The sequence below is a fragment of the Croceivirga sp. JEA036 genome (assembly GCF_011882165.1).
Classification (GTDB): domain Bacteria; phylum Bacteroidota; class Bacteroidia; order Flavobacteriales; family Flavobacteriaceae; genus Croceivirga.
In genome coordinates this window covers 130,806-153,736 of the sequence record NZ_JAATON010000002.1, presented here as the reverse complement: position 1 = coordinate 153,736, position 22,931 = coordinate 130,806, and the positions used below count along the sequence as shown (strand labels likewise).

At 37.6% G+C, this 22,931-nt stretch carries 22 protein-coding genes; 9 read left to right on the top strand and 13 right to left on the bottom strand.

Annotated elements, in window-relative coordinates; translation table 11 throughout:
• Positions 1 to 64: 64 nt before the first annotated feature.
• The 4 genes from pruA to HCO57_RS05505 form a co-directional block, all read right to left on the bottom strand.
• Complete coding sequence (gene pruA, locus HCO57_RS05520) at positions 65 to 1,693, bottom strand: L-glutamate gamma-semialdehyde dehydrogenase (protein WP_167988210.1); 1,629 nt, start codon at positions 1,691 to 1,693, stop codon at positions 65 to 67.
• Positions 1,694 to 1,766: 73 nt separating this feature from the next.
• Positions 1,767 to 2,153 (bottom strand): Co2+/Mg2+ efflux protein ApaG, encoded by a 387-nt coding sequence (apaG, locus tag HCO57_RS05515; RefSeq protein WP_136951749.1) that lies wholly within the window; start codon positions 2,151 to 2,153, stop codon positions 1,767 to 1,769.
• 3 nt (positions 2,154 to 2,156) lie between these two features.
• Positions 2,157 to 3,350 carry a DUF3667 domain-containing protein gene (locus HCO57_RS05510; protein ID WP_167988209.1) on the bottom strand — a complete coding sequence of 398 codons (1,194 nt, stop codon included), beginning with the start codon at positions 3,348 to 3,350 and terminating at the stop codon, positions 2,157 to 2,159.
• Positions 3,351 to 3,379: 29 nt separating this feature from the next.
• Positions 3,380 to 4,624, bottom strand: coding sequence for a type IX secretion system plug protein domain-containing protein (locus tag HCO57_RS05505; RefSeq protein WP_167988208.1), 1,245 nt, complete (start codon positions 4,622 to 4,624; stop codon positions 3,380 to 3,382).
• Positions 4,625 to 4,770: 146 nt separating this feature from the next.
• Here HCO57_RS05505 and HCO57_RS05500 point away from each other — a divergent pair, with 146 nt between their 5' ends.
• The 8 genes from HCO57_RS05500 (at position 4,771) to HCO57_RS05465 (ending at position 12,336) form a co-directional block, all read left to right on the top strand.
• Complete coding sequence (locus tag HCO57_RS05500) at positions 4,771 to 6,123, top strand: Na(+)-translocating NADH-quinone reductase subunit A (protein ID WP_167988207.1); 1,353 nt, start codon at positions 4,771 to 4,773, stop codon at positions 6,121 to 6,123.
• 3 nt (positions 6,124 to 6,126) lie between these two features.
• The gene (locus HCO57_RS05495) at positions 6,127 to 7,410 is read left to right on the top strand and encodes an NADH:ubiquinone reductase (Na(+)-transporting) subunit B (RefSeq protein ID WP_167988206.1); all 1,284 of its coding nucleotides are present in this window, start codon (positions 6,127 to 6,129) and stop codon (positions 7,408 to 7,410) included.
• Positions 7,411 to 7,412: 2 nt separating this feature from the next.
• On the top strand, positions 7,413 to 8,159 hold the full coding sequence (locus tag HCO57_RS05490) for a Na(+)-translocating NADH-quinone reductase subunit C (protein ID WP_136951744.1): 747 nt from the start codon (positions 7,413 to 7,415) through the stop codon (positions 8,157 to 8,159).
• A 1-nt stretch (position 8,160) separates the two neighbouring features.
• Entirely contained in the window at positions 8,161 to 8,808 is a 648-nt protein-coding gene (locus HCO57_RS05485) for an NADH:ubiquinone reductase (Na(+)-transporting) subunit D (protein WP_136951743.1), read from the top strand.
• Positions 8,809 to 8,818: 10 nt separating this feature from the next.
• Positions 8,819 to 9,559, top strand: coding sequence for an NADH:ubiquinone reductase (Na(+)-transporting) subunit E (nqrE, locus tag HCO57_RS05480; RefSeq protein WP_136951742.1), 741 nt, complete (start codon positions 8,819 to 8,821; stop codon positions 9,557 to 9,559).
• Between the two features lie 2 nt (positions 9,560 to 9,561).
• Positions 9,562 to 10,869 carry an NADH:ubiquinone reductase (Na(+)-transporting) subunit F gene (nqrF, locus tag HCO57_RS05475; RefSeq protein ID WP_136951741.1) on the top strand — a complete coding sequence of 436 codons (1,308 nt, stop codon included), beginning with the start codon at positions 9,562 to 9,564 and terminating at the stop codon, positions 10,867 to 10,869.
• Positions 10,870 to 10,964: 95 nt separating this feature from the next.
• Entirely contained in the window at positions 10,965 to 11,324 is a 360-nt protein-coding gene (locus HCO57_RS05470; RefSeq protein WP_136951740.1) for a Na(+)-translocating NADH-quinone reductase subunit F, read from the top strand.
• A 1-nt stretch (position 11,325) separates the two neighbouring features.
• Positions 11,326 to 12,336: an FAD:protein FMN transferase gene (locus HCO57_RS05465; RefSeq protein WP_136951739.1), complete on the top strand. Its 1,011-nt coding sequence runs from the start codon at positions 11,326 to 11,328 to the stop codon at positions 12,334 to 12,336.
• On the opposite strand, the gene HCO57_RS05460 is transcribed toward HCO57_RS05465, so the two are convergent.
• Genes HCO57_RS05460 through gpmI form a run of 4 tightly spaced genes read right to left on the bottom strand, consistent with a single transcriptional unit; the run spans position 12,323 to position 17,605 of the window.
• Complete coding sequence (locus tag HCO57_RS05460) at positions 12,323 to 13,099, bottom strand: class I SAM-dependent methyltransferase (RefSeq protein ID WP_167988205.1); 777 nt, start codon at positions 13,097 to 13,099, stop codon at positions 12,323 to 12,325. The two genes, HCO57_RS05465 and HCO57_RS05460, sit on opposite strands and share 14 nt — an antisense overlap.
• Positions 13,100 to 13,918: a type I methionyl aminopeptidase gene (map, locus tag HCO57_RS05455; protein WP_167988204.1), complete on the bottom strand. Its 819-nt coding sequence runs from the start codon at positions 13,916 to 13,918 to the stop codon at positions 13,100 to 13,102. It lies immediately after the preceding gene.
• A 47-nt stretch (positions 13,919 to 13,965) separates the two neighbouring features.
• Entirely contained in the window at positions 13,966 to 16,098 is a 2,133-nt protein-coding gene (locus HCO57_RS05450) for a glycoside hydrolase family 97 protein (protein WP_167988203.1), read from the bottom strand.
• A gap of 4 nt (positions 16,099 to 16,102) precedes the next feature.
• Complete coding sequence (gene gpmI, locus HCO57_RS05445; RefSeq protein ID WP_167988202.1) at positions 16,103 to 17,605, bottom strand: 2,3-bisphosphoglycerate-independent phosphoglycerate mutase; 1,503 nt, start codon at positions 17,603 to 17,605, stop codon at positions 16,103 to 16,105.
• A 214-nt stretch (positions 17,606 to 17,819) separates the two neighbouring features.
• Here gpmI and HCO57_RS05440 point away from each other — a divergent pair, with 214 nt between their 5' ends.
• Positions 17,820 to 18,209: an ankyrin repeat domain-containing protein gene (locus HCO57_RS05440; protein ID WP_240729840.1), complete on the top strand. Its 390-nt coding sequence runs from the start codon at positions 17,820 to 17,822 to the stop codon at positions 18,207 to 18,209.
• Positions 18,210 to 18,292: 83 nt separating this feature from the next.
• On the opposite strand, the gene HCO57_RS05435 is transcribed toward HCO57_RS05440, so the two are convergent.
• The 5 genes from HCO57_RS05435 to HCO57_RS05415 all read right to left on the bottom strand — a co-directional run.
• Entirely contained in the window at positions 18,293 to 18,460 is a 168-nt protein-coding gene (locus HCO57_RS05435; RefSeq protein ID WP_167988201.1) for a DUF6747 family protein, read from the bottom strand.
• Between the two features lie 169 nt (positions 18,461 to 18,629).
• Positions 18,630 to 19,397: a M48 family metalloprotease gene (locus tag HCO57_RS05430; RefSeq protein ID WP_167988200.1), complete on the bottom strand. Its 768-nt coding sequence runs from the start codon at positions 19,395 to 19,397 to the stop codon at positions 18,630 to 18,632.
• Positions 19,398 to 19,438: 41 nt separating this feature from the next.
• On the bottom strand, positions 19,439 to 20,173 hold the full coding sequence (locus HCO57_RS05425; RefSeq protein ID WP_167988199.1) for a M15 family metallopeptidase: 735 nt from the start codon (positions 20,171 to 20,173) through the stop codon (positions 19,439 to 19,441).
• A 70-nt stretch (positions 20,174 to 20,243) separates the two neighbouring features.
• Positions 20,244 to 21,389: a gliding motility-associated C-terminal domain-containing protein gene (locus tag HCO57_RS05420; RefSeq protein ID WP_167988198.1), complete on the bottom strand. Its 1,146-nt coding sequence runs from the start codon at positions 21,387 to 21,389 to the stop codon at positions 20,244 to 20,246.
• Position 21,390: 1 nt separating this feature from the next.
• Positions 21,391 to 22,931: hypothetical protein (locus HCO57_RS05415; protein WP_167988197.1), on the bottom strand; the 1,541-nt coding region annotated here is incomplete at its 5' end.

The following is a 22,931-nucleotide window of genomic DNA, read 5'->3' as shown; positions in this document are numbered from 1 at the left end:
TATTATGCGCATAAAAAAAGCCCAACCAAAAGGAAGGGCTTTTCAAAAATATTATAGCTAGCTCTTAGCCTAAAAATGGATATCTGTAATCTACAGGGGTTACAAAGGTTTCTTTAATTAATCTAGGAGATACCCAACGTAATAAGTTTTGTGCGGATCCGGCCTTATCGTTGGTTCCGGATGCTCTAGCGCCTCCAAAAGGTTGTTGGCCAACTACTGCTCCAGTGGGTTTATCATTAATATAAAAGTTACCTGCGCTGTTCTGTAATGCTTTTGTGGCTTGGTCTATAGCGTATCTGTCCGTAGATAATACCGCACCGGTTAAAGCGTATTCAGAGGTTGTGTCTACTAATTTTAGTGTTTCTTCCCAATTGTTGTCTTCATAAGCATAAATAGTAACGACAGGACCAAATAGTTCGGTTTCCATAGTTTCATACTTAGGATTAGTGGTTAGGATTACCGTAGGTTCAACAAAATATCCTACAGATTTATCATAATTACCACCTACTACAATTTCTGCCTCATTACTTTCTTTGGCTCTGTCAATGTAAGATGCCAACTTATCAAAAGAACCTTCATGGATTACTGCAGTGATAAAGTTGCTCATGTCTTCTGGGCTGCCAGGTTTGTTAAAGCTGTCCACATCGGTTTTTACCATTGCTAAAATCTCTTCAGCTTTAGATTTAGGTAAATAAACTCTAGATGCTGCACTACATTTTTGTCCTTGGAACTCAAAAGCACCTCTGGTGATTGCAGTAGCTACTTGTTTGCTGTTGGCAGAAGGATGCGCTAAAATAAAATCTTTTCCTCCGGTTTCTCCTACAATTCTTGGATAAGTTCTGTACTTGTCAATGTTGTTACCAATTTGTTTCCATAAGGCACGGAAAACGTGGGTAGAGCCGGTAAAATGTAAACCAGAAAAATCAGGACTGTTAAGTGCAACATCAGAAACCATAACAGGGTCTCCCATTACCATATTTATAACACCATTAGGCAAACCTGCTTCCTTGAATATATCCATTATAATTTTAGCAGAATATACTTGGCTGTCACTAGGTTTCCAGAGTACTACATTGCCCATTAATGCAGCACTTGCAGGTAGGTTACCTGCAATTGCAGTAAAGTTAAAGGGGGTAATGGCATAAATAAATCCTTCTAGCGGTCTGTATTCTACACGGTTCCATATACCTTCTGCAGATTCTGGTTGCTCTTGGTAAATTTGGCTCATAAATTCTACGTTAAATCGTAAAAAGTCAATGAGCTCACAGGCAGCATCAATTTCTGCTTGGTGTATAGTTTTGGACTGTGCAATCATAGTAGCTGCATTGATTTTTGCACGGTAAGGACCAGCTATTAAATCTGCGGCTTTTAAGAATATAGCAGCGCGTTGTTCCCAAGTTAAATTGGCCCAATTTTCTCTTGCTGCTAATCCATTAGCAACGGCTTTTTCTACATCTGCTTTTGTGGCTTTATGAAAAGAACCCACAACGTGTTTGTGGTCGTGAGGGGGAGTCATCTTCTGGGTGTCTCCAGTTTTAATTTCCTCATCACCTATATATAAAGGTACTTCTACCTGACTATTGTAAAAGGCTTTGTACTGTTCTAAAACGGCTTCGCGTTCTGGACTGCCGGGAGCATAGCTCTTTACCGGTTCGTTAATTGCAGTAGGAACTTGAAAAAATCCTTTGCCCATAGTTGTTGTAATTTATATTTATAATGACAACAAAGGTAACAAAAGGGTTATGGTTTGTGAAATTAATGGGTGGTTAGTTTATGGCGAAAGGTGCTGAGAATTTAAAGGTAGGTACCTCGGCTTCAAAACCTTCTCCTGAACGTAAATCTACCATATCATAATAGCCTTTCATAGCGCCAATAGGTGAGGCTAAAAGACATCCTGAGCTGTAGGTATAAGACTTGCCAGGTTGTATTACAGGTTTTTTGCCAATCACGCCCTGTCCGTCCACAAGTTCAATGTCTTTTAAAGCATCTAGAATTTCCCAATGGCGGTCTGTAAGTTGTACTGCTGAGTTGGTTTGGTTTTCTATAGTTATGGTGTAGCCAAAAGCGTAGTGCATCTTATAGTTCTTAAAAAAAGTACCCTCAAAAGAAGTTTGAACTGAAATTTTGATGCCGTTGGTGACTTGTGTGATCATAACCTAATAAGTAAATATGCTCCCTGTAAACAGTATTACCACTACAAAGATGGCTAAAAATAAGAATACTGAGTTGAGAAACAGATATTTTATAATTGTTTTAAGAACGCCTTGGTTGTAAAAATTACGCATGGCTTGGAACAGGTAAATGGTAAAAAGTGAAACGAAAATCACAACACTAGATGTTCCAAAAATACGGTCTATTATCCAACTAAGGATGAGCAAGATAAACATTAAAGATTGGTTGTGAAAACTAAAGATTAAATGATCGGTATAGGTATAGTTTTTTCGGACGTAAGCTAATTTGATAAATAGTGTAAACAGCGGTAAGAAGAAAAAGATAACAAAAGGCAACTTAGATATGGTGTCTTTTAGCCAATAACCAGGCATAGTTAAGGCTTTTAAAAGGCTACGTGCGGCATTAAAGGAAAGTTTAGTAGATAAACTAGGTTGCATTTGGTACTTATTCAAGGCGCTTTGGTAGCTGGTAATGGAGTCTTGTTTTAACATGGTGATAAAAAATTCCATTTTCTCAGAAACACCAGTATTTGGGTCGGTTTCTAGGTTTTTAGCATATGCTCTAGGATTTGCAATCATCAAGGAGTCAGAGATGCGTTCTTTTTCTAAAGAATTTTGTAGAAAAAATCCTAATGAATCTAAATCTGACAAACGGGCTTGGGCTGCTTCATTATGTTGGGTGATGGAGTCTACCTGCGCCAGTTCTAAACTATCTAATGCTTTCGTTTTTACGCTATCTAACCATGCGGTGGTATGGTTTGGGTTAAAATTCCAGCCTTGGTTTAAATTAATTTTGTCGTCTAAATGCATCTCATTTAATTCCTCAAAATTATTTCCAAAAGTGGCTAGTAAAAAATAGATAAAAGCTAGACTAAGTAAAAATCTAAAAGGGTTAGTGTAAGAAATGCGCTTTCCGTTGATATAATCTCTAGTGATGCTTCCTGGTTTTAAAAGCATCGTGTATAAAGTGCGTAGTAATTTGGAGTCGTAATTGATAACGCTAGAAAAAAACTCATGTACAAAATCTAATAAGGTGAGCTTTTTGGTGCTATTGGCTTGTGCGCAATTAGGGCAGTATTTATCACTTAAATCTAGCGGATGTCCGCAGTTTAAGCAATTTACGCCTCTATATCTTAAATCGTACCTCCCTTTTTGTAGTAAAGAATCCCCTTTTTCCATGGTGTTATGGTTGGTGGGAGTAAATATACTTAATTGCTGATAGTTGCACTGCTTGTTGACCCAATGCCTATCAGGCTGTCATACATATCACCAAAATTTCTATAGTATACCAGTACCAGGTAATTATTTTCTGTAAAATGAAAGTCTCCACTGATTAAATTCGGAGCTAAAGAACCGTCTTGTTTTTCTACAACATATTTGTAGTTATAAAACCCTTGTTTCATAGGGTATGCTAACTCAAAATAACCGGTTTCTTCATTGTAGGTCATTTTATTTTCATCGCTTGTGGCATAATTATTAAATCTGCCGTTTACGTAAACGTTGTTTAAGCCAATTTCTGCAGAGTATGGTAATTTAAAATGTACTATGGTATATTCTGCTTCTCTGTCCACATCATCACCCTGAAGCGTTCGCACAACAAAATCGCCATTAATATCTGGAAAATAGGTGTATTTCTCGTCTTTACGGATGCTATTTGCAAATAAATAATGATGATATAATTCTTTGTATTCAATTTTAGCAATCGCAAAAGTTGGTGAGCGTAAATCTTTGGTATCAAAATTTAAGTATTCATTACCCCCAAAAAAAGAAGCCTCTTTATCGTACTTATAAATTAACTCATTACCTAGTGTAAACTGCGGTTTTAAGTTGTTAATAGTATTGCTCCAATTGTAATTTTGAAGAATGCTTGTTTTTATTTCTTGCTTGGGATTAACAACAGAAAAGCCTGCGGTATTAATACTGAATTGTACCACTTGTTTCTCATTAAGAAAATCAAAATCTCTAGATCGTTTAACTGTTGCGCCCACGGCAACTCTATTTTCGTATACAAGAAATCTTCTGCTAAATTGCAGTTCTCCGCTACTGTTGTATATCTCTAAAATGTAATTACCACTTACTTTAAAAGATACATCACTATTTGGTAAGGTAAGTCTGTAATTGGAGTAGGGTTGTAGGGTGGTGTAGCTATTTTCATAGTCTATAATTCTTTGGTTGTCTGCGCCGTCTAAATACTGAGACTTTAGCAGCTGAGAAGGTGACCAATCAAAATCACAATGAACTATTTTATAATAGTAATCCTGCTCATTGGCATAGAGGTCATCAAAGGTGAGCGTAAAGGATTCTCCTAGGGTAATTATTGGGAATTGGTCTTCTGTAGGACCTTTAAAAATTATGGTCTTAATATTTTCTGGAGGATTGACTTCAAACTGAATTTGAGCCGTACTTTTAAAAATTATCAAAAAAACCAATAAATGTTTGATCAATCTGCGCATAAATAGCCTAAATATTAGGTAAAGGTAAACAAAAAGTATGCCCAACCATATCCGTTCGATGTAATGCTAAATTTCTAGTCATTTATTTCGATAATTGTTGTTTTTAGTAGTATTTTTGTGACCGATTTTTAAAGGTCTCAAAACATATGTCCAAAGACATCCGAATCAAGAAAGGGTTGAATATCAACCTGGTCGGGGCAGCGGAACAAACTACTTCAAAAGCCGTTTCTAGCAACGTGTATGCCCTGAACCTAGATGATTTTCATGGGATAGTTCCCAAAATGTTAATCAAAGAAGGTGCCGAGATAAAAGCCGGTGAACCCATCTTTTACAACAAGAATAGAGAAGATATGCTTTTTGTGTCCCCTGTAAGCGGGGAACTGGCAGAGATTGTCAGAGGTGCAAGAAGGCGTATTCTTACCTTAAAGATTTTAGCAGACAAAGAGCAAAGTTATCATGAAGGGAAAGCCCTTGATGTGGCTACTGCTGATGCTAAAACTATAAGGGAGTTGTTGTTGGGAGCTGGTTTATGGCCATTTATTAAACAGCGTCCTTATGATATCATTGCTGATCCAAATAAAACACCAAAAGCAATATTTGTTTCTGGTGCCACTACAGCGCCATTAGCTGCAGAGGTGGATTATGTGTTAAAAGGGAAAGAGAAAGAGCTGCAAGCGGCTATTAGTGCTTTGGGTAAACTAACCCCAGGTAAATTTCATGTTTCTGTAGCAAACCCCTCTTCCTCTCCTTTTAAAGGGCTTACGGGGGTTACTTTACACAGCGTGTCTGGACCTCACCCTGCAGGATTAGTGGGTACACAGATTAACAAAATAGATCCAATTAATAAAGGAGAAACGGTTTGGACCGTAAGTCCGCAAGATTTGGTCATAATAGGTGAATATTTGCTGACAGGTAAATATAACGCTGAGCGAACAATTGCTTTGGCAGGGTCTTCAGTAAAGAATCCAAAATACTACACCACTAAAATAGGTGCAGAAATATCTACGTTTTTGTACGCTAGTGGCGTAAACGAAGATAAGTTTAGATTGATTAACGGTGATGTGCTTACTGGTAAGCAATCTGCGCCAGACGGGTATTTAGGTTTTTATAATAATACGGTTACAGCCATACCAGAAGGTGACGATTATGAGTTGTTTGGGTGGAATAAGCCGGTTTTTAATAAAATTTCATCTACCAGAGCTTTAACGTTCTCATGGTTGAATCCAAAAAAGAAGTACGATTTGGATACCAATACCAATGGTGAGCATAGAGCATTTGTTGTTACTGGTAAGTATGAAGAGGTGTTTCCATTAGATATTTATCCATTACAATTGCTAAAAGCATGTATGGTAAAGGATTTGGATGAAATGGAACAATTAGGTTTGTATGAAGTGGCTCCAGAAGATTTTGCTTTAACAGAGTTTATCTGTATCTCTAAGCAGCCACACCAACAGATTATTCGTGAAGGACTCGATTTATTACATCAAGAAATTGGATAGGCTATGGGTTTAAAAGAAAAGATGCATGAGTTAAAACTGAAGTATCAGGGCAAAAAAATGGCACCTGCCTTTAATGCTTTTCATACTTTTTTGTTTTCTCCAAACGAAACAACACACTCTGGTGGGCACATTAGAGCGGTGGACGATTTAAAAAGAACGATGAATACCGTTATCATGGCATTAGTGCCATGCTTAATATTCGGTATATTCAATGCGGGGTATCAACATTATTCTGCTATTAATGGTTTTCCTGCGGAGTTTTCCTTGTTTGAACACTTTATCAATTGGGATAATTTTATACTAGGAGTAACTACCATTTTGCCATTGGTAATTGTTTCTTACGGAGTGGGCCTTATTGTGGAATTTATTTTTGCTGTAATAAAAGGTCATGAAGTAGAAGAAGGGTATTTGGTTACGGGAATGCTTGTGCCATTAATTGTACCTGTAGATACGCCACTTTGGATGCTAGCAGTTGCTGTAGTTTTTGGTGTGGTGATTGGTAAGGAAGTATTTGGTGGTACAGGAATGAATATCCTTAACCCAGCATTGACAATTAGAGCCTTTTTATTCTTTGCTTACCCAACTTGGATGAGTGGAGATAAGGTATGGGTGCATGGTGCTGTAGAGCGCTCAGAAGCAATTACGGCAGGTGCTAACCTAGATGCTATTTCTGGAGAAACAGTGCTAGGATATTTAGCGCAAGGCAATACAGAAAATATGTATGCTAAGTATGATTTAAGTGATATGTTCTTTGGTTTTATCCCTGGTTCTGTTGGGGAGACATCCACTTTTCTAATTCTATTAGGTGGCTTGTTTTTAATCTTTACCAAGATTGCAAGTTGGAGAATTATGCTTAGTGCTGTTATAGGTTCCTTAGTTATGGGGCTAATTTTTAACGGTGTTGTAGATTTTGGTTGGATTCCAGAATACAGTAAGTTTTATGGTTTAATGAGTTTTGATTTCTGGCAACATCTTATTGTTGGTGGTTTAGCTTTTGGTATTGTATACATGGCTACAGACCCGGTAACAGGTTCTCAAACTAATAAAGGAAAATGGATTTATGGTTTCTTAATCGGCTTTATATCTGTAATGATTAGAGTATTTAATCCAGGGTATCCAGAAGGGGTGTTCTTAGCCATTTTATTGATGAATGTCTTTGCGCCTACCATTGACCACTATGTGATACAAGGTAATGTGAAGAAAAGATTAAAGCGAACTAAAAATGCGACTATACTGCCAAACGTAGATGCAGATACCGCTCAAGAATTAAAAGCTGAAACCGTTTAATTATGGCCAACAAGACAGATAAAAATTCGTACACCGTAATTTTTGCCGTTATAATGGTAATTGCGGTAGGTTCTATCTTAGCTTTAATGGCAACAGGTTTAAGAACCCGCATAGATGAAAATCAACGTTTTGAAAAGCAACAGAATATTCTTTACGCCATGGGCGTAAATGAGAATGAAGGGGATGGCGATGTTGCTTTTATACCAACAGATAAGGTAGAAGAAACTTTTTCTAAATTCATTAAAAAGCAAATTATTCTTGAAGGCGATAAGCAATCAGAAGATGATGAAGCTTATTTAATTGAAATGAAGAAAGAGTTGGAAGTCATTAAAAAAGGTGGTAACGGTAAATTACCATTGTTTATAGGAGAAAAAGATGGTAAAGAGTTTTACATTCTTCCTATGTATGGTAAGGGACTTTGGGATGCTATCTGGGGTTATATTTCTTTAGACAAGAATTTAGTGGTTCAAGGTGTTTATTTTGACCACAAAGGGGAAACTCCTGGTTTAGGTGCTAACATTAAACTTCGTTTTTTTATGGATGACTTTAAAGGAGAGTCTATAGAAGATGGTGTAAGGTTAGCAGGTATAGAGGTTGCTAAAGGTAACAACGACCCTTTAAACAATGACAAAGAAGATAATCAAGTAGACGCTTTAGCAGGTGCAACCATTACAGGTAATGGGGTTTCTGCAATGATTAAAGAGAGTCTTAATCTTTACAAACCGTATTTAAAATCTTTAAAACAATAGTATGGGACTACTTTCTAAAAAGGATGCTAGCCTAATTACAGATCCATTAGCAGATAATAATCCAATCACCATTCAGGTATTAGGTATCTGTTCTGCTTTGGCAATTACAGCAGAATTAAAAGCTTCTGTAGTAATGGCAATATCAGTAATGTTTGTATTAGGCGTAGGTAACGTAGTTATCTCTTTAATGCGTAACGTAATTCCTTCTAAAATCAGGATTATCGTTCAATTGATTGTGGTGGCCACTTTGGTAATTATTGTAGACCAAGTTTTAAAGGCTTTTGCATATGAATTAAGTAAAACCCTATCAGTTTTCGTAGGATTAATTATTACCAACTGTATCATTATGGGGCGTTTTGAGGCTTTTGCTTTAGGTAATGGTCCATGGAGGTCTTTCTTAGATGGTATTGGTAACTCCTTAGGTTACGGTGTTATCTTAATAATTGTTGGTTTTTTTAGAGAGTTGCTTGGCGCAGGTACTTTATTTGGGTATCCTGTTTTAGGAGACCCGATAGAAAAAACTGGTTTGTATTCAATAGGATATGAGAACAATGGTTTCATGATTATTCCACCAGCTGCATTAATTGTTGTGGGTATTATTATTTGGGTTCAACGTTCTAGAAATAGAGCATTAATAGAAGAAGCATAAAACGTAGGCCATGTTAGAACATTTAGAATTATTTTTTAAGTCCATCTTTATAGATAATATGGTATTTGCTGTATTCTTAGGGATGTGTTCCTACTTAGCAGTATCTAAGAAAGTAAGTACAGCTGTAGGTTTAGGAGCTGCTGTAATCTTTGTATTAGGTGTTACTGTTCCATTAAACTGGTTGTTGGATCAATATTTATTAAGAGATGGTGCATTAGCTTGGTTAGGTCCAGAATATGCAGACTATAACTTAGGTTTTTTATCTTTTATCTTATTTATTGCAACTATTGCTACCATGGTACAATTGGTAGAGATTGTAGTAGAGAAATTTTCACCTTCATTATATAACTCTTTAGGTATCTTTTTACCACTTATTGCGGTAAACTGTGCTATCCTTGGGGGTTCTTTATTTATGCAAACCAGAGATATACCTAATTTAGGTTTGGCACTTAATTATGGTATCAGTTCTGGAATAGGTTGGTTCTTAGCTATTTTGGCTATAGCAGCCATCCGTGAGAAAATTAGATACTCTAATGTGCCAGCTCCGTTAAGAGGTTTAGGTATTACTTTTATTATTACGGGTTTAATGGGTATCGGTTTCCAAAGTTTTGGTGGAATGTTAACGGGTGACAACGAGCCGCCAGAAGAAACTGCTCCTACAACTGCAGAAGTAGAGAAAAAGGACGAAAAAGAAATTAAAAAAGAAATGGAAGATGAAAAAGCCATTTCTTATAACGAGGTAAACAAGTAAACATGATATTAGCAACAACCGGAGGTACTGTAATCATTACCGTGATCGCATTTTTGGTGTTGACCCTTTTATTGGTTGCACTATTGTTGTTCACTAAAGAAAAATTATCTCCTTCTGGTCCTGTGACCATTAAAATAAATGGAGAAAAAGAGGTAGAGGTAGAATCTGGAGGTTCTTTACTTTCTACTTTAGGTAATCAAAAAATCTTTTTACCATCTGCATGTGGTGGTGGTGGTACTTGTATTCAATGTGAGTGTCACGTATTATCTGGTGGTGGAGAAGCTCTGCCAACAGAAACACCACACTTTTCTAAAAAAGAATTGAATCACGGAGCACGTTTAGCTTGCCAAGTTAAGGTTAAGCAAGACATGGAAATCACTATTCCAGAAGAAGTTTTTGGTATTAAAAAGTGGGATGCAAAAGTGGTTCGTAACTACAATGTTGCATCATTTATTAAGGAGTTTGTAGTAGAAATTCCTGAGGAAATGAATTACAAGGCTGGTGGTTATATCCAAATAGAAATTCCAAAATGCGAGGTGAAATATGCCGATATTGACATAACAGCACACCCAGAAGAGCATGAAACTCCGGACAAATTCCAAGCAGAATGGGATAAGTTTAACCTTTGGCCTTTGGTAATGAAAAACCCAGAGACAGTAGAAAGAGCATACTCCATGGCTTCTTACCCAGCAGAGGGTAGAGAAATTATGCTTAATGTGCGTATTGCTACACCACCATGGGATAGAGCTAAAAACGGATGGATGGATGTAAACCCAGGAGTGGCATCATCTTATATTTTTAACTTAAAGAAAGGAGATCCTGTAACTATTTCTGGACCGTTTGGTGAATTCTTTATCAATGAGTCAGATGCAGAGATGCTTTACGTTGGTGGTGGTGCAGGTATGGCGCCAATGCGTTCGCATTTATATCACCTATTCAAAACCTTAAAAACCAACAGAAAGGTTACGTATTGGTACGGTGGTAGGTCTAAAAGGGAGTTATTTTATCTTGAGCATTTTAGAGCTTTGGAAAAGGAGTTCCCGAACTTTAAGTTCTACTTAGCCCTTTCAGAACCTTTAGAGGAAGATAACTGGAAGGTAAAGAAGGATATAAACGATGAGGAAGGTGACGGTTTCGTTGGGTTTATTCATAATTGTGTTATTGAAAACTATTTGAATCACCACGAAGCTCCAGAAGATATAGAATTGTATTTCTGTGGACCGCCATTAATGAACAAAGCGGTACAAAAAATGGGTGAGGATTTTGGTATCCCAGATGAGAATATTCGTTTTGATGACTTTGGTGGATAAATCAACCCATCAAAAAACCTCTGTAGTTTCAATAAGAGGATTAGGATATATTTTAAAACCGATGCTCTGGCATCGGTTTTTTATTTTAAAAGAAAATGAGTAGACCATTAACAGAACAAGAATTGCACAACTTAGCCATGAATTTGGTAGGTGAAGAGCTAAAGTTGGATGGATATGAGTTTATGGGGGTCAATAGTAAACTCAAAAAAAATCCACAATTTGTATGTTTAAAGGATAAAATTTTGCACTTTATCATTGTGCGGCATGTGGCTTATCCTGAAGACCCTAGAACTTTTGATGAGGCGTTAGTGAAGAAAGTTAAGGAACATGCAGATAAGTTTGAAGCTAAAACTTATTATGCTGGGGTTGGCCTTTCAAATGCTAAGGACAGGAATGCTCCTGTATTGCTAAATCAGGAATATATAGTAGATTACCAAGGTTTAATTCCCTTTTAAAATGAGAGGTTCGTATAGTTGTTTTTTAGTATATCTAATTGTATTTATTGGTTGTTCACCAAAAGAAAGATGGGTAAAGAATCAGAATGTTGGAGAGGCGTTTGGCACCACTTATTCTATCATTTATTTGGCTCATGAAGAGTTGAATTACCAAAAGGAAATAGACTCTGTTATTAAGGCTGTAAATAAATCTATGTCTACGTACATGCCAGATTCAGATATTTCTAGAATTAATTCTGGTGATACAACAATACAAGTAGACCACATGTTTAAGGATGTGTTTGCCCTCAGTAAAGAAATACATGCAAAGTCTAAGGGCAATTTTGATCCTACTGTAGGGGTTTTGGCAAACGCTTGGGGTTTTGGTCCGGGAAGAAAATTAACAATGGATCAGGGAAAAGTAGATAGTTTGTTGCAGTTTGTGGGTTTTAGTAAAGTACGTTTAAATGCAAATAGCACGGTAACCAAAGAGAAAGAGGGTATTGCGTTTGATTTTAATTCCATTGCTAAGGGGTACAGCATAGACAGATTAGCAGCAATGTTAGCAGAGAAAGGTATTCAGAATTATTTGGTAGAAGTAGGTGGAGAAGTAGTAGGTAAGGGGAGTAACAGACTAATGATAAGAGATTGGGGAGTTGCTATTGATGATCCACAGGTAGAAGATGGTAGAAGAACAAAAAAAGCTATTCATTTAGTCAATAGAGCTATGGCCTCTTCTGGAAATTATAGGAAGTTTTGGGTGGACGAAGCAACAGGGAAAAAATATGTGCACACCATTAATCCATTGACAGGTTATCCCAAAAACGGAAATATTTTGGCAGCTACGGTACTGGCAGATAATTGTGCTAAAGCAGATGCTTACGCCACCACTTTTATGGCTATGGATTTAGAGGATTCTAAGAAGCTTATTGCTCAAGAAAATCTAGATGCTTACATCATTTATTTAGATGATGCAGGGAATACGCTAGAGTTTATGACAGATGGTTTTAAGGAAGTAGTTATTCAAAATTAGGTTTGCGAACAAAAGGAATCAATTCTCCCTTCGCTAAGCGAAATTGGTCTACCATTACTGACGATAAATCGGCAGTGTAGTCTATGGCTTCAACCTTAAATCCATGCGAGCGTAATTGGTCAAAATAATCTAAACCATAAATTCGTACATGGTCATACTGCCCAAAAATACGGGCACGTTCTTTTTTGTCAGTGATTGTATCATCGGTAAAGGTTTTCGCTCTATTGGTATCTTGTGGAATTTGAAATATACCCCATCCGCCAGGTTTCATCACTCTAAATAATTCGCTCATAGCTTTATGGTCATCAGGGATGTGCTCTAAAACATGATTGCAAAGAATAACGTCAAACTCATTATCCTTAAAAGGTAAATTGCAGATATCGGCTTTTACATCCGCCAAAGGCGATAATAAATCCGTGGTAGTGTAATCCAGATTTTTTTGCTTTTTAAACCGATGATAAAACGCTTGTTCCGGAGCAAAGTGGAGCACTTTTAACGATGCCTTAAAAAAGTTGGTGCGTTCTTTTAAGAATAACCATAAAAGCCTGTGGCGTTCTAATGAAAGGGTAGAAGGGGATAAAACATTTTCTCTTGGAGCTTCATACCCATAGGGTAAGAATTTTCTAAACTTTTTTCCGTCAATGGGGTCGGTGTATCTGTTACCACGGAGGCCAAGTGCTATGATTGGCCTAACCCAGTAGCTTAATTTTATGAGCCAAGGTCTAGGAATAAGGTTTAGAAAATACTTAAAAAGTTTAGACACCTACAACGTCAATTTTTTAGCACGAAACTCATCTTCCTCGTCAGACGTAATACCAAGTGCTTCGTAGATGTACTGGAATGTGGATAGAAGTTCTGGTTTACCATCTACAATAGCCACGTCATGCTCAAAATGTGCACTCGGTTGCCCATCAGCTGTCAAAATAGTCCAACCATCTCTAAGTTGTTTAATACGCTTTGTGCCCATATTAATCATAGGCTCTATAGCGACGACCATACCATCTACAAACTTTTTACCTCTTCCTCTTTTGCCGTAGTTTGGCATTTGTGGGTCCTCGTGCAATTCTTTTCCTAAACCGTGGCCAACAAGTTCCCGAACTACACCGTAGCCATGACTTTCACAATATTTTTGAATAGCGAAGCCAACATCACCAACACGGTTGCCAGACTTAAATTCGCGAATACCAACGTATAAGGATTCCTTGGTTACTTTTAGCAATTTCTTAGTTTCTGGAGCTACTTCTCCCACTTCAAAGGTATAGGCATGGTCACCGTAATATCCATTTTTGATAGCACCACAATCAACTGAGATTACATCACCATCTTTTAGTTCCTCATTATTTGGAATCCCATGAACAACTTGCGCGTTAGGGCTCCAGTTAAGCGTGTTGGGAAAATCATACATTCCTAAAAACCCTGGAATAGCACCATTATCACGAATAAATTCTTCCGCCATTTTATCTAACTTAAGCGGATTAGCCCCTGGCTTAATCTCAGCGGCTAACATTCCTAAGGTTTTAGATACCATAAGCGCACTTTCGCGCATTAACTCAATTTCTTCTGCCGTCTTGATTTTAATCATGGCGCAAAGATAAGATGATTAATAGATTTAAAGAACTACCTTATTAATTATAGTCGCTTTAAGCCCTTTAGGGCATTAGGTTGGGTAACTTCCATCACACTTATGGCATAACCACCACCAGCGGCACAAGGAATATTTATTTTAGAGGAGGAGTTTACCCTATACTTTTCAATCTTGTATGCTTTTGGGTTCTTTTTATAATGAGCATCTTTACCATCACGATAGACTGTGGCTATGTAATCCTTCCCCTTGTCTAAAAAGTTGAATTTAATACTAGAAATACGTGGTATTTCATCATTAGTTCTACCTATAAACCAATTGTTGCTCCCTTTTTCTTTTCTGGCGTAGGTTACAAAATCACCAGGTTCTGCCTCTAATACCAAAGACTGATCCCAATCTAACGACACATCTTTTATAAATTGAAAAGCATCTAAATGTTTTTCATAGGTCTCTGGTAAATCTGCAGCCATTTGCAATGGGCTATACATGGTTATATACAAAGCTAATTGTCTAGCTATGGTGGTGTTTACCCATGAATTGTTGTTGGGATTGTACTGGCTTACATCTGGCTCAAATATTCCGGGCGTATAATCCATGGGCCCGCCAATAAGGCGCGTAAACGGTAGTATGGTGGTATGGTCTGGATTGTTGCCGCCAAAAGATTCGTACTCCGTGCCACGAGCAGATTCATTACCAATTAGATTAGGATATGTTCTACTAAGTCCTGTAGGTCTCACTGCTTCATGTGCATTAACCATTATACCATAGGTAGCAGCTTTTTTAACCGCATACAGGTAATGGTTAATCATCCATTGTCCATAATGATGTTCTCCTCTTGGTAAAATATCCCCAACATAACCACTTTTTACCGCATTGTAATTATTGTCTACCATAAATTGATAGGCCTTGTCCATGTGTCTTTCGTAGTTGCGTACAGAGCCAGACGTTTCGTGATGCATCATCAATTTTACACCCTTTTCTTTTGCGTATGTTTTTAAGCCTTCTACATCAAAATCGGGGTAGGGGGTAAGGAAATCAAAAACATAATCTTTAGATTTTCCAAACCAATCTTCCCAACCTTCATTCCAACCTTCTACCAAAACTTGCTCAAATCCATGTGTTGCAGCAAAATCAATATATTTTTTTACGTTGGCCGTATTTGCAGCATGCCTTCCATTAGGTTTTAGTTTGCTATAATCTGTGACACCTAATTGAACGCTTGGTATATCTGTATAGGCCCAAGAACTTTTACCTGTTATCATTTCCCACCAAACGCCAATATATTTTACAGGTTTTATCCAAGAGGTGTCTTCAATAGCAGTGGGTTCGTTAAGATTTAAGGTGATGTTAGACAGCAAAATATCTCCTGCGTTTTTACTCGCAATTACCGTACGCCATGGTGTTGTTCTAGGAGCTTGCATATAGCCTTTATCGCCTTTTGCATCTGGTGTTAAGTGCGATTGAAAAATCAGATTTTTGCTATCCAATTCCAAATGCATACAGGCATAATCTACTAAAGCGGCTTCGTGCACGTTAATGTATACTCCATCATCACTTTTTAACATCAATGCGGTTTGTACTGCAGCTTTACCTATTGGAGTTTGTGAAGCGTTTGGTGTTACAGCTTGTTGCATTAAACCTTCAATTTCTGATAATTTAGAGGTGGTATAATCATATTCTTGAGTATCATAATCACCTGCAATCCAAAATGCCTTATGGTCACCTGCCATAGCAAATTGGGTAGCCTCCTCTTTAATTACAAAATAAGTGAGTTTGTCTTGTTCTGGAAACTCGTATCTAAAACCAAGACCGTCGTTAAACAGCCTAAACCGAATATTAAGTAAGCGTTGGGTCTTGTCTTGTTTAAGTTGTACCAGTAATTCATTATAATGATTACGAATAGTTTTGTTTTCTCCCCAAACTGGATTCCAGCTAGCATCAAAAGAAGAAGTTTTAGTGTCAACAATGCTAAAACCCGTTAATAAAGGTTCAGTGTCTTTCAACTCAAAACCAAGCGTACTCGGTTTTATTATTGTTGTGCCGTTTAAGCTTAATTCATAGGTTGGTGTGCCATCTGCCAAACTAAACTGTAAATTAAATGCTCCATTAGGAGCATTTAGTTCTTGGGCAATACCCAAAGCAGGTAATGCCCATAAAAGGTAAACAAGAATTTTTTTCATAAAATTATATCAAGGACTTCTGAGTCATACTTGCAGGTTGCGCTACGCCAATAATGTCTAAAATGGTAGGGGCAATATCGCCTAAAACCCCATCTTTAATTGCTTTACGTTCACCATCTACCAAAATTAAAGGCACAGGATTGGTGGTGTGAGCTGTATTTGGGCTACCGTCTGGATTAATCATGGTGTCACAATTACCGTGATCTGCAATGACCAAGGTAGTGTAGCCGTTTGCTAAACCGGCGGTGATTACATCTTTTGCGCATTCATCCACAACTTCACACGCCTTTATAGCAGCTTCCATAACGCCAGTATGCCCAACCATGTCTGGATTCGCAAAATTTAAACATACAAAATCGGTTTCCCCTTTTTGTAGCTCAGGAATAATAGCATCACGTATATCATAAGCGCTCATTTCTGGTTGTAAATCGTAGGTCGCTACTTTTGGGGAAGGACACAGAATACGTTGTTCACCATTAAATGGTTCTTCCCGGCCACCATTAAAAAAGAAGGTAACGTGTGGGTATTTTTCTGTCTCAGCAATACGGATTTGTTTTTTTCCTGCGTTGGCAAGAACCTCTCCTAAGGTTTCTGGAATGTTGTCCTTGTCATAAACAACTTTAACCCCTTTAAAAGATTCATCATAATTAGTTAAAGTAACGTAATACAGGTCTAACATTTTCATGTCTTGCTCTGGAAAATCTTGCTGATTCAGAGCCATGGTTAATTCTCTACCACGGTCGGTTCTAAAATTAAAAAAGATGATTACATCTCCTTCTTTTACGGTTCCTCCGGCATTTAAAACAATTGGCTCAATAAATTCATCTGTTTTGCCTGCTTCGTAACTAGCTTCCAATGCCGTAGTTACATTATCGTAAGAAGTGCCAATTCCTTTTGCGATAACGTCGTAAGCTTTTTTTACGCGCTCCCAACGCTTGTCACGATCCATGGCAAAATAACGACCTATAACGGTAGCTATTGTAGCTTTTTTATCACTAATAAATTGTTCTAAATCCTGTAAAAAACCTAAACCACTCTTGGGGTCTACATCTCTACCATCTGTAAAAGCATGTACAAAAGATTGCGGAACGCCAGCGTTATCGGCAGCAGATATTAAAGCCTTTAAATGGTCTATGTGGCTATGTACGCCGCCATTACTTACAAGGCCCAGAAAATGTACATTTTTGTTGTTTTCTTTGGCGTAGGTAAAAGCTTCTTTAAGAGCAACTTCGTCCTTTAAAGTATTTTCTGCAACCGCCTTATTAATTTTAGCTAAATCTTGATATACAATTCTACCTGCTCCTAAATTCATATGGCCTACTTCACTATTACCCATTTGGCCTTCTGGTAAACCCACATGCATACCATCGGTAAGTAAATTGGCATTGGCATAGGTGCTGTAAAGACTGTCAATAAAAGGAGTATTTGCTTGTTCTATGGCAGAAACTTTAGGGTCTGGAGATTTTCCCCAGCCATCCAAAATCATCAAGATTGCTTTTTTGTTCATGTCTGTTGTAATTGAGCTCCAAAAATAAAGCCTTCTAAGGACAACCCCTAGTTATTTTATGGTTTTCCGTAATGCTATTTTAACAATAATTACAGGCAAAAATTGCGATGCTGTTAAAGTTTAGTTATATAACTGTTAATATGGTAACGTTTAAGGGATTATATAGTCTCTTTGATATATCAATTACATTCATTAATCAATAAATCAAAACATCATGAAAAAACGAATTTTAACTTTGGGAGTGGCAATGGCTTTTATGGCTGTTGTAAGTAATGTGGAAGCTAGAACTACTGATTCTGCTCCCATAATGAAATGGAATACATTAACAAATGTAAATGTAAGTTCTTTTTGTAAAGCAATTATTAAAGGCGATAAAGAAATGGTGCTGAAAATGATTGAAATGGGAGAAGATGTGAACCAGAAGTCCTTAGGCAAAACTCCGGCTCATTACGCTGCACGTTACAACAGGCCAGAAATAATGAAAGTATTAATTAAAAATGGTGCCAACCTTAATAAGCGTTGTGACCAAGGTTTTACCGTGAAAAAATATGCAGAACTGGCAGACGCTTCTGCTGTATTAGAAGTATTAGAGAAAAAAGGCTAATAGGAGTTTCAAAAACTATAAAACCCGATGCAATGCATCGGGTTTTTTGTTTCCTTAAGTGTTCTCGTAAAAAGGAAATAGTGTTAAAATTGAAATCCAGTAATCGCTCTATACACAAATGCATACATCGCCATAAATATCATTACAGCACTAAATACCGAATATGCCTTTAAAAGCACCACTAAAAATTCTGGCTTTACGTTCTCAAATGCGCCAAAATATGCGTTCTTAAAATTCAATAGTGTCCCCATGTTGTAGTTTTTTAATGTTAAGCTACAAGGGGTTAAGTTATTTTATGTCTCGATTTGGTCACATAAAGGTACGCAAATTCGATGGAATATTGTAAATGATCGTTAAAAGGCGACATTTACTCGATTTTAGCTATACTAAATCTTTGAAACCAACGTTTCTTACTCTTTTTTAAGCTCCTTGATATTTTTCAATAGCTTCTTTAATCCTTTCAATTCTGTTTTCTGGGTCTGGGTGGGTACTCTGGAATTCGGGCACTCTGTTAGGTCCTGCAGCAGACTTTAAAATTTTCATTACCTCAATCATTTCATAGGGGTCGTAACCAGATTGTATCATCATTAACACTCCTAGCTCATCGCTTTCTAACTCGTCCCCACGACCATTTTTTAATAAGGTATTTTGGCCAATGGCACCTATAATGCTTCCTGCATCTGCTCCTACAGACGCCCCCATAGATACCTGTTGCCAATATTGACTGTCTGCAATACGTTCCGCAGAATGTCTACCAATAACGTGGCCAATTTCATGGCCTAATACGCCAGCAAGTTGTGCCTCATTCAATTGAGAAAATAAGGCATAAGTTATAAAGCATTGTCCACCTGGTAATGCAAATGCATTTATGGTTTGGTCATCAGCTAATAGATGAAAATCATATTGGTACGGGGTTTCTCTGGCAACACTGTTCTGCACCAGTTTTTTTCCAACGGCATCTACCAAGGCTTGCATTCTTTGGTCTGGATATAGCCCACCATGTTGCTGTGCCATTTCCGGAGCACTTTGTAATCCAATGGCAATTTCTTCTTGTGGCTCCATGGTAATATGCTGTTCCCTACCTGTATATGGATTGGTTTCTGTATTACTGCACTTGTTAAAATAGGCAAAGGCTACAATAGCTAAGCCAATTAAAATCCGAATTTTCCAACTTCCTCTACTTCTCATAATGGTTGTGTTATAGTAGGCGGAAAGTTACAAAAAAGAAGCTATAATAATTCTGGGTTAATGTCTAGAATGTTGTTATGGATGTAATCTAATAAAAAGGCTCTGGTATAATGTTGAGCTCCTAAGATATCTGCTTCCGACAAGGTTTTTAAGATATTAAGCTTGCGGTATTGTTTTAGCATCGGCTTAGCTGTAGGAGCATAACTATAATGCCAAGGCTCATATTTAAAACCTTTTCTAAAATAGCTGTCTGTGTATACCAAATAAAAGCCATAGTCATTAGCACATTTGTCCAACCATTGTTTTAAACCTTCAAAGGGACCACCTTCTTCAAATTTACTGGGTACTAGAACGTCTCCACTCACTTTTGCATTAGCATCTATGATATCTATATCTGTACCCCAATGATGTCTGCTAGTGCCAGGTATAGTAGAGTATTCTATAATTTTAGCCATGGCGTCTAGGGGTTCCATGTTATCTTGGTCTGTGTATTTTACATATTTCCGTTCCCAAATTGCTTTTTGTCTTGCGTAGCTACGATAACTAGAAACCATCTTAATGTTGAAACCTTCTGCTTCCGCCCCTTTATGCATAGCTACAAAAGCGTCATGGGCTTCTTTTCTTAGATTGATGCCCTTACCAAACAATTCTAAATCTGCTTTGCCCATTAATTCCTCTGTAGAATAAAGAGGTCCTTGTTTGTAAGGGAAATGCGGTACTGTGAGTAGGGCAGTAGCTGCTAAACTAGATTTTTGAATAAAGGCGCGTCTTTGCATGAATTTGTAAACGTTACGTTGCTATAGCTAACGCAATGGATGGATTATATATTTTAGCTGATATCTTATTTTATTGATTTTCTAGTGGTGATAAGTAAAAAAATCCTTGATATTTTTCACCATTACTTTGGTCTGTAACTACATAATAATAGATGCCAGATGCTAATCCTTTACCTCTAGTTATTGCGCCTTTTACATTGGCTACACCATAAAATTCTGCCGAATAATTGTTTAATGTATACACTAGAATACCGTACCTATTGTAAACCTCTAAAAGGTTTTCGGGTATGTTTTCTATTTCCTCAAAAGTAAGATAGTCGTTAATGCCGTCTCCATTAGGAGAAATAAATTGCGAATTAGGAGTTAGCGTGTTTTTTGATGTGGGAGCAATTGCTAAGGTAACTGCAGCGTAGTCTGGGGCGTTAAAAATATAGGATTTTAGGCTACCCTTTGTGGAGTTGCCTTGATGTTCTAGCCCTCCTAGATGATGCCATTCTTGTTCCGTTTTGTGCCAGCCTACTACTACAACGTCATTGGTGTTGTCTAAAATATAGTTCGGAGTAGTCACAGCATCCCAAAACAGTTGCACTTGTATCGCACCCATAGCATTATGTAATTCCCAGTATTCTGTGTTATCAACTTGGTTAATAGCATTTTCTTTAGAAACACTGTTGTAATTATCTGTGTTTGGCCAATTTTCATTTTTGTAGAAATATTTGCATTGTAGCGTAAGTCCAGATTCGTTAAAAGATACTTGAATAGGGCGATAAAACTCTGTTGTACCTAAAGGCATTTCTAAATTTGAAATGTTAAGACCTCCGGTGTAGGTGATGGATTTACTTTTGGCAGATGCACCTGTATGAAAAGCATCATTTTTAAACCAAAGCAAAGGACTCTCTAAAGTTCCATCACTATCTACATTGCCATCTACAAAATTCAAATTGTTTTCAATATGCATCGCGTTGGCTAAAAATAAACCACGGCTATTCATCAACTCTACATCAAAAACATGTAATGGTAAGGAACCTGATATTTCCTGCGCCTTTGAACCATAAAATCCTACTAAACCTTGATTTTTAGAGTCGCTATGATTTTCCATATGATGAAACACGCCTAGAGTACCGGTTTCAAAAACCTTTAGACCTCCATCATTTCTGAGCGTTTCTTGGGCATGTAAAAAAGAGCACCCCAAAATTATGATGATAAGTTGCTTCATTTTACAATTTGTTGATTAATTGCCATTTGGTTCCATCACTCTGTATCCAAATGACACCCTGATAGGGGATTAACGTTACACTTACTCCTAGCAAATCCTCATATGTAGATATACTTGCGGTTAAAGCAATGGTGTTTTTAATTACATACATTCTCCCAGTACAAGTAGATGCGTCTGGTAGGGTAACGTTATGCGCACCTCCTAAGATGATAGTATGGTGTGTCTCATCTAAAGTGATGTTGCCTGTGGTTACTGTAATAGCTGTGGCCATAGAGCCACTTACTTCTAATGTACTATGTGTATTGGGGCCTGAGTAACCAGTATTGTCTGTTGTTGATTTGCCTACCGCCAAGCGATTTTGAACTATTATTTGTGTGTTCCCAGTACTGTATTCGTCTGCGCGCAAAGCTTCATATCCGCCTGTTATTATTGCTAATTCATCTGCTGCTGGGCGATAAATACCCGTATCGGCATTGGTGTCATTTGCAAAATTGAATGAAGGATGAGCTGCTGTACCATCTGTTAGGTTTATCCCTTCTGAACGAATTTCACCTGCAATATCTAATTTGTTCCTTGGAGGATTTGCAGCATTACCAATACCCACATTACCAGTTCCTGTGAAAGCAATATCGCTACCGTTCAAATCTAAGGTTCTAACGATTCCGTTAGGTAGTGTTAAATTAGAATTTGAAATGTTAGATACAGCTGCATTGTCTAACGTAAACACGGTACCTACAAGATTAAGACCAGCACCTGCAGTGTATGTCGTATCGTCATCACCATCAGCTAAGCCCGTTGGTACGCCAGTTAAATCGGTAAAAGCCCCACTAAAGTCATCGGTAGAATCGGTATCTAGATTGGCTGGGATACCTGTAATGTTACCCCAAGCAGGAGTAATGGTTGTATTGTTTACAGAAAACTCGGTACCCGCAAGATTAAGACCAGCACCTGCAGTGTATGTCGTATCATCATCACCATCAGCAATATCTGCAGGCACATTGGTCAAATCATTAAAACTACCACTAAAATCGTCTGTACTATCAATATCTAAGTTTACGGGAACGCCAGTTAAGTCGGCAAAAGCCCCGCTAAAGTCATCGGTGGAATCGGTATCTAGATTGGCTGGGATACCCGAAATGTTAGCCCAAGCCGGAGTAATGGTTGTATTGTTAACCGAAAACTCGGTACCCACAAGATTAAGACCAGCACCTGCAGTGTATGTCGTATCGTCATCACCATCAGCAATATCTGCAGGCACATTGGTCAAATCATTAAAACTACCACTAAAATCGTCTGTACTATCAATATCTAAGTTCACGGGAACGCCTGTTAAGTCGGCAAAAGCCCCGCTAAAATCGTCGGTGGAATCGGTATCTAAATTTGCTGGAACACCTGTAATGTTAGCCCAAGCTGGAGTAATGGTCGTATTGTTGACTGAAAACTCAGTACCTACAAGATTAAGACCAGCACCTGCAGTGTATGTCGTATCGTCATCACCATCAGCAATATCTGCAGGCACATTGGTCAAATCATTAAAACTAC

Bases quoted from the DNA above. Each gene is read 5' to 3' on its own strand.
- pruA (WP_167988210.1), bottom strand. From the start codon at position 1,693: ATGGGCAAAGGATTTTTTCAAGTTCCTACTGCAATTAACGAACCGGTA.
- apaG (WP_136951749.1), bottom strand. From the start codon at position 2,153: ATGATCACACAAGTCACCAACGGCATCAAAATTTCAGTTCAAACTTCT.
- HCO57_RS05510 (WP_167988209.1), bottom strand. From the start codon at position 3,350: ATGGAAAAAGGGGATTCTTTACTACAAAAAGGGAGGTACGATTTAAGA.
- HCO57_RS05505 (WP_167988208.1), bottom strand. From the start codon at position 4,624: ATGCGCAGATTGATCAAACATTTATTGGTTTTTTTGATAATTTTTAAA.
- HCO57_RS05500 (WP_167988207.1), top strand. From the start codon at position 4,771: ATGTCCAAAGACATCCGAATCAAGAAAGGGTTGAATATCAACCTGGTC.
- HCO57_RS05495 (WP_167988206.1), top strand. From the start codon at position 6,127: ATGGGTTTAAAAGAAAAGATGCATGAGTTAAAACTGAAGTATCAGGGC.
- HCO57_RS05490 (WP_136951744.1), top strand. From the start codon at position 7,413: ATGGCCAACAAGACAGATAAAAATTCGTACACCGTAATTTTTGCCGTT.
- HCO57_RS05485 (WP_136951743.1), top strand. From the start codon at position 8,161: ATGGGACTACTTTCTAAAAAGGATGCTAGCCTAATTACAGATCCATTA.
- nqrE (WP_136951742.1), top strand. From the start codon at position 8,819: ATGTTAGAACATTTAGAATTATTTTTTAAGTCCATCTTTATAGATAAT.
- nqrF (WP_136951741.1), top strand. From the start codon at position 9,562: ATGATATTAGCAACAACCGGAGGTACTGTAATCATTACCGTGATCGCA.
- HCO57_RS05470 (WP_136951740.1), top strand. From the start codon at position 10,965: ATGAGTAGACCATTAACAGAACAAGAATTGCACAACTTAGCCATGAAT.
- HCO57_RS05465 (WP_136951739.1), top strand. From the start codon at position 11,326: ATGAGAGGTTCGTATAGTTGTTTTTTAGTATATCTAATTGTATTTATT.
- map (WP_167988204.1), bottom strand. From the start codon at position 13,918: ATGATTAAAATCAAGACGGCAGAAGAAATTGAGTTAATGCGCGAAAGT.
- HCO57_RS05450 (WP_167988203.1), bottom strand. From the start codon at position 16,098: ATGAAAAAAATTCTTGTTTACCTTTTATGGGCATTACCTGCTTTGGGT.
- gpmI (WP_167988202.1), bottom strand. From the start codon at position 17,605: ATGAACAAAAAAGCAATCTTGATGATTTTGGATGGCTGGGGAAAATCT.
- HCO57_RS05440 (WP_240729840.1), top strand. From the start codon at position 17,820: ATGAAAAAACGAATTTTAACTTTGGGAGTGGCAATGGCTTTTATGGCT.
- HCO57_RS05435 (WP_167988201.1), bottom strand. From the start codon at position 18,460: ATGGGGACACTATTGAATTTTAAGAACGCATATTTTGGCGCATTTGAG.
- HCO57_RS05430 (WP_167988200.1), bottom strand. From the start codon at position 19,397: ATGAGAAGTAGAGGAAGTTGGAAAATTCGGATTTTAATTGGCTTAGCT.
- HCO57_RS05425 (WP_167988199.1), bottom strand. From the start codon at position 20,173: ATGCAAAGACGCGCCTTTATTCAAAAATCTAGTTTAGCAGCTACTGCC.
- HCO57_RS05420 (WP_167988198.1), bottom strand. From the start codon at position 21,389: ATGAAGCAACTTATCATCATAATTTTGGGGTGCTCTTTTTTACATGCC.